The 13,017-nt window shown below is 58.3% G+C and carries 11 protein-coding genes; 4 read left to right on the top strand and 7 right to left on the bottom strand.

Translation table 11 applies throughout. The features are described 5' to 3' along the window. Positions 1-38 precede the first annotated feature (38 nt). The gene (locus tag LDL28_RS06660; protein WP_233057847.1) at positions 39-1,289 is read left to right on the top strand and encodes a M20 family metallo-hydrolase; all 1,251 of its coding nucleotides are present in this window, start codon (positions 39-41) and stop codon (positions 1,287-1,289) included. A gap of 61 nt (positions 1,290-1,350) precedes the next feature. After that, positions 1,351-2,520 (top strand): pyridoxal phosphate-dependent aminotransferase, encoded by a 1,170-nt coding sequence (locus LDL28_RS06655; RefSeq protein WP_233057846.1) that lies wholly within the window; start codon positions 1,351-1,353, stop codon positions 2,518-2,520. Positions 2,521-2,763: 243 nt separating this feature from the next. On the opposite strand, the gene LDL28_RS15660 is transcribed toward LDL28_RS06655, so the two are convergent. The 7 genes from LDL28_RS15660 to modA all read right to left on the bottom strand — a co-directional run bounded on the left by LDL28_RS15660 (position 2,764) and on the right by modA (position 10,083). Continuing rightward, positions 2,764-4,380 (bottom strand): methyl-accepting chemotaxis protein, encoded by a 1,617-nt coding sequence (locus LDL28_RS15660; RefSeq protein WP_305069283.1) that lies wholly within the window; start codon positions 4,378-4,380, stop codon positions 2,764-2,766. Positions 4,381-4,614: 234 nt separating this feature from the next. Beyond that, positions 4,615-4,908: a hypothetical protein gene (locus LDL28_RS06640; protein ID WP_233057845.1), complete on the bottom strand. Its 294-nt coding sequence runs from the start codon at positions 4,906-4,908 to the stop codon at positions 4,615-4,617. 349 nt (positions 4,909-5,257) lie between these two features. Next, positions 5,258-6,013, bottom strand: coding sequence for a class II aldolase/adducin family protein (locus LDL28_RS06635; RefSeq protein WP_233057844.1), 756 nt, complete (start codon positions 6,011-6,013; stop codon positions 5,258-5,260). Between the two features lie 510 nt (positions 6,014-6,523). After that, on the bottom strand, positions 6,524-7,912 hold the full coding sequence (rpoN, locus tag LDL28_RS06630; RefSeq protein ID WP_255663105.1) for an RNA polymerase factor sigma-54: 1,389 nt from the start codon (positions 7,910-7,912) through the stop codon (positions 6,524-6,526). 4 nt (positions 7,913-7,916) lie between these two features. Then, positions 7,917-8,642: a molybdenum ABC transporter ATP-binding protein gene (locus LDL28_RS06625; protein WP_233057842.1), complete on the bottom strand. Its 726-nt coding sequence runs from the start codon at positions 8,640-8,642 to the stop codon at positions 7,917-7,919. Continuing rightward, positions 8,639-9,325 carry a molybdate ABC transporter permease subunit gene (gene modB, locus LDL28_RS06620; protein ID WP_233057841.1) on the bottom strand — a complete coding sequence of 229 codons (687 nt, stop codon included), beginning with the start codon at positions 9,323-9,325 and terminating at the stop codon, positions 8,639-8,641. Before modB ends, LDL28_RS06625 begins: the two co-directional genes overlap by 4 nt. Continuing rightward, complete coding sequence (gene modA, locus LDL28_RS06615) at positions 9,322-10,083, bottom strand: molybdate ABC transporter substrate-binding protein (RefSeq protein ID WP_233057840.1); 762 nt, start codon at positions 10,081-10,083, stop codon at positions 9,322-9,324. The genes modB and modA overlap by 4 nt, the downstream gene beginning before the upstream one ends. 272 nt (positions 10,084-10,355) lie before the next feature. Between modA and LDL28_RS06610 the strand changes: the two genes are divergently transcribed. Both LDL28_RS06610 and nifA read left to right on the top strand, forming a co-directional pair. Continuing rightward, positions 10,356-10,934 (top strand): DUF2478 domain-containing protein, encoded by a 579-nt coding sequence (locus LDL28_RS06610; protein WP_233057839.1) that lies wholly within the window; start codon positions 10,356-10,358, stop codon positions 10,932-10,934. Between the two features lie 244 nt (positions 10,935-11,178). Beyond that, complete coding sequence (gene nifA / locus LDL28_RS06605; RefSeq protein WP_233057838.1) at positions 11,179-12,942, top strand: nif-specific transcriptional activator NifA; 1,764 nt, start codon at positions 11,179-11,181, stop codon at positions 12,940-12,942. Positions 12,943-13,017 lie beyond the last annotated feature (75 nt).

Here is a 13,017-nt window from a genome sequence, read left to right as displayed (position 1 = left end):
TTTTGTGCGGATAACAGACAGGATACGGGAATATACGGATGCGGCAGAGTAATCTCTTGGTAGATGACGCGGCCCTGTGGCGTGACCTGATGGAGACCGCCGCTTTTGGTGGCACCCCGCGCGGGGGACTACGACGCCTGGCGCTTTCCGATGAGGATTTGCAGGTACGTGACTGGTTCACACGCACCTGTACGGCCCTGGGCTGCACGGTTGGCCATGACTCCATGGGCAACCAGTTCGCGCGTCGTAACGGAAGTGAAGACGGACTGCCACCCATCATGATCGGCAGTCATCTCGATACCCAGCCCACGGGCGGGAAATTCGATGGCATTACGGGTGTCCTTGGCGGGGTTGCCCTGCTGCGCGCCCTGCATGAGGCCGATATGCGGACCCGTCACCCGATCGAAGTGGTCAACTGGACCAATGAGGAGGGTGCACGGTTCACACCTCCCATGATTTCATCAGGCGTATTCGCTGGTGTCTTTACCGAGGAATTCGCCCTGGCGCGTGAGGACCGGGACGGCGTGAGCATGAAAGCGGCGCTGGAACATGGGGGCTATGTCGGGGATGAGCAATGTGGCGCGCACCCCGCAACCGCCTATTTCGAACTGCATATCGAACAGGGACCGGTGCTGGAGGCGGAAGGCCGCACCATCGGCGTGGTGCGCGGCGTGCAGGGTATGCGCTGGTACGATGTGCGGGTGAGCGGGCAGGATGCCCATGCCGGCACAACGCCCATGGGCATGCGGGCCGACGCCATGTGGGCGGCGGCGCGCATGATTGACGCGGTGCATGCCGTGGCGCTGGATCATGGCCCCGACGGGTTGGGAACGGTTGGCGTGGTGGACTGCCGCCCGGCCAGCAGCAACGTGATCCCGGGGGAGGTCATGTTTACGGTTGATCTGCGCAACCCGTCCGATCGCGTGCTTGAAGCCATGGAGACGGATTTCCGCACCCGGATCGCGGGCGTTGCCGCACAGTGCAATGTTGCCGTCGAGATCGTGCCGACATGGAATTCCGCCGCCGTACACTTTGACCCCGCCTGCGTGGACTGCGTGCGTGAAAGCGCGCAGGGGCTGGGATATTCCATGCGCGATATTGTTTCGGGTGCGGGACATGACGCGGCCTATGTCGCCCGTATCCTGCCCACGGCGATGATTTTCGTCCCCTGTCTGGGCGGGATCAGCCATAACGAGGCGGAAAGCGCGGAGCCGGACGACATCACGGCGGGTGCGAATGTTCTTCTGCATGCCGTTCTACAGGCTGATGACAGGTTCGATCGTAGCTGAGCCCACCCATAAATAACAGATCCCCGGCCCGGCTGCTGGCTGGTTTCAAGGAGAGAAGCGTATGAGCGTCGCATTATCCACCGAATCAAGGAACGACCTGACGGCGCGGGGGTATTCCCGGCGGCAGATCGGGCGGATCGGCGCTCTCCTTGGTCTGGGCGCCGCCATGGCCATGGCGCCGGGGCGGAACAGCCGGGCCGAAGATCTGGTCGCGGACGGGGTGCCCCCTGATAATGTGCAGATTGACAGTAATGAATGGTGGACCGGCCCTTTTCCGGAAGCCATCGCGGCAGGTTCGGCAATGGTGGCGCAGGGAAACCGCTACTGGCCTTTCCATCAGCGTCAGAACCTGATTGACGGCGTCGCCGCCGTGGAGAACCTGCCCGCGGACCATATCATGGCCTGGCCGGGATCGAGTGATCCCCTGTCACGCGCCATCGTCACCTTCTGTTCGCCGCGCCGGGGGCTGGTGACAGTGGACCCGACCTATGAACCGGCATGGGAAACAGCCGAATGGCTGAAAATACCGCTGAAGAAAGTGCCCCTGCAGCCCGGTAATGGTTACAGGGCGGACGTGCGCGCCATGCTTGCGGCGGATCCGCATGCGGGTGTGTATTACATCTGCTCGCCTAACAACCCGACCGGGACATTGACCCCGCTAGAAGATATTGAATGGCTGCTGGCCAACAAACCGGCCGGCTCCATCGTGCTGGTCGATGAGGCCTATATCCACTTTGCCGATGCGCCAAGTGCTGCATCCCTGGTGCGGGCGGGGCGTGATATTGTCGTGCTGCGGACGTTCTCAAAACTGTTTGGCATGGCGGGATTACGCCTGGGCCTGAGTCTGGCGCGCCCGGACCTGCACCAGAAAATGCTGCGTTATGACTGGTTCAACCAGTCCTACATGCTGCCTGTCGTGGCCGTGGCGGCTGGAATTGCCAGTGTGGGGCAGGCCGCCCGTATTGCCCAGAGGCGCAAGGAAATGCAGGCCATACAGGCCGCGACATTCAGCCACCTGCAAAAGCGGAATGTCGCCTATATTCCAAGTGTGGCGAATATGTTCATCATCGACTGGAAAAAGCCCGCCGCCCCGGTGCGCGAGGCTTTTGCCAGGCAGAAGATAATTATTGGCCGTAGCTGGAAAATCTGGCCGACCTGTTCGCGCATCACGGTCGGCTCCAGATCAGATATGGATAAATTCTGCGCGGCACTGGACAGGATAATAACCTGACATGCGGTTTTACATACTCTTTGAAATACTCATTTATGGAAAACAATAAAAGTTTTTGGGTGCTGCCTTTTTTCAAAAAGGCGGCGTTCCCTGAAGCTTTTTGAAAAAAGCTTCACCAAAAACTTCCTTATGTTTTGCGGAATATTTTTTGGGCAGTCTTTCAGGCAGACCCTTGCCGGTCATCATTTCAGGGAGGGTGAATTATGGCGGGCCCGGCAACGATCATGCCCCGCGACCGCAGCGTTACCCTTCAACGGTCGATTCAAGTCGAAACCGTGATGAAGGTAAGGCTGGTTTACTCCCTCTTCCCCGTCCATGCAGGGCGGTACTTCCCCCGATCATGCCGGTTATGCCATCCCCCCTGTCCTCAAGCTGGAAAGAGGCCAGTAGGGCGTTCAACTGTTCGGCCTCATCGGCCAGGCTCCGGCCTGCTGCGGAAGTCTGCTCGACCATGGCGGCGTTCTGCTGCGTATTGTGGTCAATGGCGCTGACCGCCGAATTGACGTCCTGCAACGCGGCGGCCTGCTCCTGCGAGGCTTCCACGATCACGGATATATGCTCGTTGATTTCCCCCACATCGCTGATGATCGTCTTGAGGGCATTGCTGGTTTCCCCCACCAGGGTAACGCCGGAGCGGACCTCGCCCCGCGATTTCGCGATCAGCGCCTTGATTTCCTTGGCAGCATCGGCGGAGCGCTGCGCCAGGACCCGGACCTCGGCGGCGATGACGGCGAAGCCCCGGCCCGCGTCACCGGCGCGGGCGGCTTCCACACCGGCGTTCAGCGCCAGGATGTTCGTCTGGAAGGCCACCTCGTCCATCACATCGGTAATGCTGCCGATCGAACCGGAAGACTGTTCGATCGCCCCCATGCTGACGATGGTCTTGTGAACGATGGCTTCCGACTGTTCGATACTGGCGCGGGAACGGGCCACCAGCGCGCCGACATCCTCGGCGCGCTGCGCGGTGGAGCGGACGGTGGCCGTAATCTGGTCCAGCGCCGCGGCGGATTTTTCAACCGAAGCCGCCTGTTGCAGCGTGCGGCGCGAAAGGTCGTCGGCAGCACAACTGATTTCCCGGATCGCCCCTTCGATCGACCCTGTCACCTGCGCCACGGACTGCAATGACTGGCGCAGCGTGCCGACCGCGTTGTTGAAGTCGGCCCGTAGCGGCTGGTAGGCTTCGGGCAGTTCATCGGCCAGTTCACAGGTCAGATCCTTGGCCGCGATGCTGGCCATGGCCTTGCCGAAGCTTTCGCAGACGAGTGTCTGCTCCTTTGTGGTGGCGTCTGTCTGTCCTGCCAGCCGCGCTCTTTCCGCCTCGTCGATATAGACGGAAATGGCAAGATCCATGTCCAGCATGACCGCCTTTGACAGACTGCCCAGAGCTTCACCGAATTCGGCCGCACTCATCCGCGCTTCGGAAAACAGCCGCCGTTTAGGAAAGTTTGCTTCAATCGCCGCCTTGATAAGATGATCGAGGATGATGGCGTAGCCACCGATATACCATCTGGGCTCAAGGCCGATCCGTGCATGCACCATGCCGATCTTGCGCACTCTGGCGGCATAATCCTGATTGAAATTACCGTTCGAGATATTGCTCCAATGGACGCCCTGGGCCTCCTTTGCATGAGTAATATCTTTTTCTGATGAGAAAAACTTCCTGGTCTCGGGGTTCTGGCGGACCTGATCATAGAATTTATCGAGTGCCACGGGTAATTCGCGTTGAACCAGCGCCTTGAGCGAACGGAGCGCCGCGCAGTTCTGCGGTGTCATCTGCATGAATTCCAGACGTTCACTGACGGCCAGGATTTCGGCCTTCACTCTGTCTGCTTCGGCTATTTTACGCAGCGGATTCGGCATCGGATACTCCGGAGACGTATGTTTGAAACTCTTGATGGTATGATCGTGATCCATGCCGCCCCTGCGTTACGAGGGATGTTATTGATCTGACGGCCGGTATCCATTGTAATAAAGTGATTTTTGGAAATTCATTTGACCATTGTCACTGAAGCGAGGGGGATAAGTGCACACTCCATTCATGCAGCCCTGCAATGATAGCAAACTTACCATGCTTTTCCAGAATAATTAATAAATTCATAAAAAACGTTTGTGTTCCGGATTGAAGTGCCTGTTTGGCAAGGGAATGAAGGGAAAATGCCGGTCGGGGATGCCGTTTTCCTGATGGACCGTATTGACGGTCATCGCGATACTCGTGTCGGAATCATGACAAAAACGGGTCTGGCCATGCAAACGGATATGTTCGGCATGGTATTTACGGATGTCGTATATACTCCTCGTCCCTTGCGTCGTGCGGCAGTCAGTCAGCGGCTTCTGTCTGACATGGGCCGTTCGATACGCTCCCTGCTTATGCTTCACCTGCTGGAGCATGGATTAAGGACATTTACAGAACCATTTCCAACGCTCCATATGTCCTGACGCAAATAAAGTGCCATCAAGTATCAGGCTGACCCGAAAACGCGGGCATATGGATGGTTTTGGTACATGCCATGTCGCGGAATCAGGACCTGGAGGAGAAAAAATCCTATCAATTTCATCAGGAAGCGGTTTGGAAAGCCAGCCTGAGGAATGGTCCGCAAATCAATTGAGGTATTTTGGGTGAAGCTTTTTCAATAAGCTTCAGGAAACGCCGCCCTTTTGCAAAAGGGCGGCGCTCCAGCCCCGTAAGATAGCGCCTTCATTTCGCAGGAAAGGGGAACTGTCATACGGGGCAGTTTAATCAGTTTTTATAATCAGGCTGTTCGCGGTCCAGCTTGCGCCGAAGCGCCTGCCAGATCAGGCGGCCCTCATCGGGGTCCCCATCAAACTGGGCTTTTGCCCGCATGATTTTTTCTTCCGATGGAATATGCAGCGGAACGCCTGTTGCCTGTGCCGCAATCTGGATACGGCAGGCCTGTTCCAGATAATACATGCGGTAGAATGCCTGCGCCACGGTGCTGCCGACGGTCAGCAGACCGTGGTTTTGCAGGATCAATGCATTATTGGTGCCCAGATCACGAACCAGGCGTTCACGCTCACTCAGATTGTCATCCGCGGCAATTCCTTCATAGGCATGGAAGCTGACATTGCCGTAGAATTCGATATTGATCTGGTTGAGGGGCAGAATCTTCCGGTCCTGCGCGGCTACGACCATGCCGGGAACCGTATGGGTATGCATGACGCATGCCGCATCCGGTCGGTTGCCATGGATGGCGGAATGAATGACAAATCCGGCCGGGTTGATGGGGTGGGAGGTCTTCTGGCGTGGGCGGCCATCGGCATCGACAATGACCAGGGAACTGGCGGTAATTTCTTCAAACAGAAAACCGTAAGGATTGACCAGATATTCATGCCGCCCCCCCGGCAGGCGGACGGACAGATGTGTGTACACAAGATCCGTCATGCCGAAATGGGCGATCAGACGATAGGCGGCGGCCAGTTCCTCGCGCAGGGACTGTTCTGTCTGGACCGGGGCCACGGGTGTAGCAAGAGACATGAATAAATCCTGTTCTTTCATAAAAAGGCACGTAGTGCCATCAAACAAGGTAATTTACTTTAGGGGTTCCGCGTTTCTGAAATGGCCGAAGGCGGTAATCCGGGTTTTCCACCCTGAGCAGTTCAAGGCGCATATCGGCATGTCATCGGTCCTGCTCATGGACGCTCGGGCAACGCCCGGCATAATGTGTCACCGCGAGGACGATTTCATACTCCCCGCATCTCCATCAATATAAATATCATAAAGTAGAGTTAGGAAAAAACCGGGACTTACGCCCCATAAAGGGGGCGCCGGAATTTACTATCACCTCTGAATGTTCACTGTGAACAATTGTTCTGTCGGGAGGGGTGTGAAAAAGTACTGGTGAAGTAAAATTGCGAAAAATAAAATAAAGTTTTTGGTGAAGCTTTTTTCAAAAAGCTTCAGAAAACGCCGCCTTTTTGAAAAAAGGCGGCACCCAAAAACTTTTATTGTTTTATATAAAGAGTTCTTTATGAGGGTTTCCCTCGCTCAGGCAAGGGATATGGAACTGCTGGCGCGCTGTCTGCGCTGGACCGAATTGGGAAATCCCATGCCTTCACGATATTTCGCGACGGTGCGGCGTGCAACCTCTATCCCCTTGGCGCGCAGTTGGGCGGCAATGGCGTCATCCGATAGCGGGGCGGTCGGCTGTTCGCCCTGAATCATCTGCCTGATCTGGTTCTGGATGGCGATGCTGCTATGCATTTCCCCATTCTGCCCGGACAGGGCCGCGACAAAGAAGAACTTCAGCGGCAATATACCGCGAATAGTGGAAATGTATTTGTTCGCCGTTACACGACTGACTGTGCTTTCATGCATGTCCAGACTTTCCGCGACCATGCGTAATGTCAACGGGACAAGACCTGCCGGCCCCTGGGTCAGGAAATTTTCCTGCCGTCGCATGATTTCCGTCGCCACGCGCAGGATCGTTATGCTTCTCTGCTGCAGGGACCGGATCAACCAGTTCGCGCTGGTCAGGTGTTCCGCCAGAAAGGCGCGTTCCGTCGTATGGGCACGCAAGGAAATACGGGTGCTGAGGGCACTATTGATAACGACGCGTGGTGTCGTGTCAGGGTTCAGTTCCAGTATCCAGCCGGACTCAGGCGTATGCTCCATCAATATGTCGGGTATGGCGATGCCCGGATTGCCCGATAATGCCTCCGCTCCCGGTTTCGGGTTCAGCGCGCGCAGGTCCGCAACCATGTCTTGCATGTCTTCAAGGTCCACATTGCAGACCTGACAGAGCCGTTTAAGGTCATGACGCCCCAGAAGGTCCAGATTTTCCAGCAATTTCGCCATTGCCGGGTCCATCCGGTTCCGTTCCTCCAACTGGACCATCAGGCATTCCTGCAGGGATTGCGCGAACAGCCCCGGGGGGTCCAGGCGCATCATCCGTTGCCGCACCGCTTCGACCTGCGCGACGGGAATGCCGAGCATGGTGGCAATTTCTTCGGGCGGCATCGAAAGGCGACCGACGGCGTCAAGCCCGCTGATCAGGTGCGCGCCGATTTCACGCTCGGCAAGGGTGCAGCCCGACAGCACCAGTTGCTCGAATATACGCTCACGCAAGGGGGGGGCGTTGTCGGCAATGCGGGCCATGCCATCGTCATCCAGGCCGCTATCGGGTGTCCAGCGCTGGGCGGTGGCGCCCGGTTCACGGATGGAGGAATAGGAGACGGTCTCTTTCCGCCCGGGTGGCGGGGCCGCGTCTTCCGTCTCATGCGGCTGTTCAAGAATGGGATTTTTCTCGATCTCGCTGGTGAGAAATTCCTGAAGCTCCGCATTGGAGAACTGCAGGATCTGAAGCGACTGACGCATGCGGACGCTTATGAACAGACCCTGGTGCTGGCCTAATTCCTGGCGATGACCTGTAGCCATGGTTTTATATTCCCATCATAACATCGGGACAGGGGGTGCGTGGCCGGTAAGTGAACGCCTCCCGGTTTTCCCATGTGGGCCTGTCGGTAACGTGGCCTGCGTCCAGCGTTATGACGCGGTCGGTCAGGCACGCGATTTCATCGGGGTCGTGGGAGATGTACAGAACGGGGAGGCCGACGTTCTGGCACAGCGTGTGGAGATAGGGCAGGATGTCCTGCTTCCGGGCGTGATCAAGGGCGGATAGCGGTTCGTCCATCAGCAGGAGCGCGGGGCGGCGCAGCAGGGCGCGACCAATGGCCACACGCTGTTTTTCCCCACCGGACAGATGGGTCACGCCGCGGCCAAGCAGAGGTTCAAGATCCAGCATCGCAACGGTTTTGGAAAAATCGGCCTGTTGCTGCGCATGCGTGCCACCACGGACGCCAAAGAGCAGGTTCTGCCTGACCGACATATGCGTGAACAGGGAAGGGTCCTGAAACACGAAACCGATGGGCCGTTTCCATGTCGGTACGAAGTGATGGCCGTCCTGCCATATCTGGCCATTGAAGTGACAATATCCCCCCTGCGCCCGTTCCAGCCCGGCAACGCAACGCAGGATCGTACTTTTTCCGCAGCCGGAGGGACCGAACAGGGCCGTTACGCCATGGGCGGGCGCGGTAAATTCCACATCGTAACGGAAATGGCCGATGCTGCCCTGAAAGGCGGCGTGGAGACCCTGCGCGCTCTTCATGAATCACGCCCCCGTGTACGAAGCTGGAGCGAGGACAGGAGCATGATCGTCAGGAATGAGAAGGCGACCATACCGGCTGCGATGATGTTGGCGTCATGCCAGCGGGCATTTTCCACATAGTCATACAGGGCGACCGACAGGACGCGCGTATGGCCCGGGATGTCCCCGCCAATCATCAGCACGATCCCGAATTCACCCACGGTATGGGCAAATCCCAGTACGATGGCTGTTGCGATACCGGGCCATGCCAGCGGAATGACAACACTGTGGAAGGTCCGCCACGGTGACGCGCCAAGGGTCGCCGCGACTTCAAGCGGCTGGCGCCCCATGGCCTGGAATGCATTCTGGATGGGCTGCACGGCAAAGGGCAGGGCATAAAGCAGTGACCCGATCACCAGGCCGGGAAAGCTGAAGGCAAGCGTGCGGCCGCCCCACAGCCGCGCGACCCATCCCCCCGGCCCCGACGGCCCGAAAGCGACCAGAAAATAAAACCCCAATACACTTGGCGGCAGGACAAGGGGTAATGAGATGACCGCGCCGATAACGGATTTCCACCACCGCCGGGGCCATGCCAGCCACCATGAAATGGGTAGCGCGATCGCAATCAGCAATGTTGTCGTAACGGCCGCCAGTTCCAACGTCAGGACCACCGCTTCCGTCACGTCGGGGGACAGGACCTTCATGGCGTGGGTTCTCTGGTCGACGCATCCGTAAGATAACCGGCCTCCCCGATCAGGCTTGCGGCCTTTGCGCCGTGCAGGAAGACCATGAACTTCCGCGCCTGTTCATCATCCTTCGCCGTGGAGAGCAGGATCGCGTCCTGACGGATCTGTGTGTACAGGGCCGGAGGGACAAGCCAGTACGCGCCCCCTTGCAGCGGACGGACCTGAGCCAGGGCGACAAAGGCGAGTTCGGCATTGCCGCTCTGCGCCAGTTCCAGCGCCTGACTGACCGATTGCGCCACGACCAGCCTGGGCTTCAGTTGGGCATAGAGCCCCAGCCTGTCCAGCGTCTCGATGGCGGCGGTGCCGTAGGGCGCGGTATTGGGGTTGCATATGGCCAGATGCGCGAACGTGGCCTGACGCAGTTCCTGTTCACTGGGGGGCGTGTGGGTGGTAGGCGTCCACAGGACCAGTTGACCGATGGCATAGGTAAAGCGGGATGCGGCGACACCCATCCCGCTGGTGATCAGGTCGGCCGGACGTTTCGTATCCGCACTGAGGAAGATGTCGAACGGCGCGCCCTGCGTGATCTGCATGAAAAGCTGTCCGCTCGACCCGGAACTGATTGTCGCGGATATGCCAGTATTTTGTGTAAATTCCGCCACGAGTTGTTGCGCGGTCTGTGTGAAATTCGCGGCGACGGCCAGACGGAGCGGGGCCGCCACGCCCTGTCGCGCGGTAAACAGCAGGATGACGACGGCGGGAACAAGGAGGATCAAGCGGAGTATGCGCATTGCAGTACCTTTGGTCCGGGCCATGAATCCTGCGGGATGTGGCGGTTCAGGTCCGCTGGATGCCCGACAGGCCCCGGAAAACAACCGGGATGACAGGATACCAGCAAGAACCATGCCATATAACGGAACGATATAGAAACGACATATAAATACAGCGTGATATTCGGTACTGAAAAAGTTCTGTCATAATCCGGTGCAGATCGCGGCACGAAAATTGCGTGCAGCCAGGCTATCAATCAAGATAGGGGAGCACACGGATGCCAGACCATGCAGGTTCATACGCCTATCCGATTGCGGTCATCATGCAGGACAGTGATCCGCAGGAAGTCGAAATGGCTCTGTGGCATGCCATTACCATCCTGCGGACGCGTGGGCTGGAAGTGGGCGGGTTCGTGCAAAAGCGCGGCCGGCTGCGCAGCGATGGCCGCCATGAGATGTATGTGCACGACCTGACCGATGGCTCCCTGATCCGGCTGGATCGCTATCGCGGCGCGGGCGCGCGCGCCTGCACCCTGGATATGGACGCGATGGGCGCGCTGGCCGTTACGTTGCGCGCGCGGATCGAGCAGAACCCCGATGTGCTGTTCGTCAACCGGTTCGGCGTGCGTGAGGCGGAAGGCGGCGGCCTGCGCACGGAAATAGCGGAGGCGATCTGCCGCGGCATTCCCATTGTCGTGGTCGTAAGTCGTAACCACCTGCCCGCGTGGGAGGCGTTTATCGGTCAGGACCATGCCGCGCCGGTTCTGCCGCCCCGGAGTGCAAGCCTGCTTGACTGGGCGCATCTGCATGTGCGCAGCCAGGCGGAAAGGATGCCCGAAGAACGTTATGCCGAGTGAAAGCGACGGGCGTCTATATAAAACGGAACATATATCTATTCCAGAACGAATATATACGATGAGACCGTAAGCATCAGAAAAATAATGCAAACAGAAAATCTGAGAAATTTGATATCGAATTCTATGATAATATGTTTCATATTTTTAAAATGAAGGTTGTAACTCTTGTGCCGGAGTGTCATGTCTATGCATTCCGAAAGGGCATATCTGGGTGCAGTTGGAGAAGTGGGGGGAGGCAATAGACATGCCTGCAGATCACATTCCCTGTCGGCCCGTCAGCATGGCAGGCCAGTCAACATGGGCAGAGCGCGCTTTATTCGGATTGCATGAAATTTCAAAAATTTTATGCGCGCCGACGGAAACGTCTGGAATCATCAAAAGTGTCCTGACCGTTCTTGAAAATTTCGTTGATATGAACAACGCCGCCGTCGTCCTGTTCGATGACGCGGAACATAACGATACGGTCATCAGCACCTATGCGGACCCCACGGCCGCGAAAACCTATATTGACAGCATGCCGGAACAGGCGATCGGGCAGATCGTCACCAGCCAGCAGCCCCTGCTGGTGCCCGACGTTGCGCTGGATCTCAAATACGGTTTCGCCAAGGCCCCGGCATGGGAGGTCGGCCCCGGCCGCATCGGGGTTATCGGCGTGCCCATCATCAGCCGTGAGCAGGTCATCGGTGTCCTGATTCTGGACCGGCCCGCCATTGCCGAGGATTCGGTCGTCGGCAGCATTGATGTCAGCCTGCTTTCCATGGTCGGGGGGCTCATGGGGCAGATGCTCCGGCTCCATCGCCTGGTGCAGCGTGATCGCGAACGGCTGATGAAGGATGTCGCGCATGAACGCAAAATCCTGACGGAAGGGGAAGAAACCGGGAACGATTTCGGCATTGTCGGCAATAGTCCGGCCCTGCGCGCCGTGCTCAAGAAAATCGAGATCGTGGCCCGGAGTAACGTGACCGTCCTGCTGCGGGGTGAATCGGGCACGGGCAAGGAACTCTTTGCCCGCGCCATTCATATGGCCTCGCCCCGGCAGAACAAGCCGTTCGTCAAGCTGAACTGCGCCGCCCTGCCGGAAAGCGTTCTGGAATCGGAACTTTTCGGGCATGAAAAGGGGGCTTTCACCGGCGCGCTCAACCAGCGCAAGGGGCGTTTTGAACTGGCTGATGGCGGCACGCTGTTCATGGATGAAATTGGCGAAATTTCGCCAAGTTTCCAGGCCAAGCTGCTTCGCGTGCTTCAGGATGGTGAATTCGAGCGCGTGGGGGGAACCCGTACGCTCAAGGTCAATGTCCGGATCGTGACCGCGACAAACCGCAACCTGGAAGAGGCGGTCAGCAAGGGGCGTTTCCGTGCCGACCTGTACTATCGCCTGAGCGTGATCCCCATTTTCCTTCCCGCGCTGCGTGAGCGCATTTCCGACATTCCGTTGCTGGCTGAAGAATTCCTGCGTCGCTTCAACGAGAGCAATCATATGGACCTGTCCATTGATTCCACCGGGCTGGACGTGCTGACTGCCTGCTATTTCCCCGGGAATGTGCGTGAACTGGAAAATTGCATTCGCAGAACGGCCACCCTGGCGCAGGGAGACGTCATCACCGCACAGGATTTCGCCTGCCGGAGCGATGGGTGCCTTTCCTCCATTTTCTGGCGCAATCCCACGCCTGCCTCCCCGCCGGCCGGGCCGCAACTGACCCATGACAGCCCCGATACCATGGACGGGGACGACGTTCCGGCCCCAGCCCCCGCCGTGCCGTCCCTGCCGGTTGACGATGTCGTTGCCGCTCCTCCCGTGTCCCCAACGCCCGACCCGGCGGCGACGTGCCCGTCTTCCTCGGTCTGTTCGGCCGCGCAGGGGGAATGGAGCGCACAGCGCGAAGAACTGATCGAGGCGATGGAAACGGCGGGATGGGTGCAGGCCAAGGCCGCGCGCATACTGGGCCTGACCCCGCGCCAGATCGGCTACGCCCTGCGCAAGAACGGGATTTCCATCAAAAAATTCTGACGGAAAGCCAGTGTCGGAATTGTCGTGGTTGGCACATTCCTGTCGCTCTCCTGACGCGGGGGGCGGAAGGGCCCC

The organism is Komagataeibacter sp. FNDCR2 (assembly GCF_021295395.1).
In the GTDB taxonomy this organism is placed as follows: Bacteria; Pseudomonadota; Alphaproteobacteria; order Acetobacterales; family Acetobacteraceae; genus Komagataeibacter.
The sequence above is the reverse complement of the archived record's forward strand: the minus strand, read 5'-3'. Positions and strand labels throughout refer to the sequence as shown.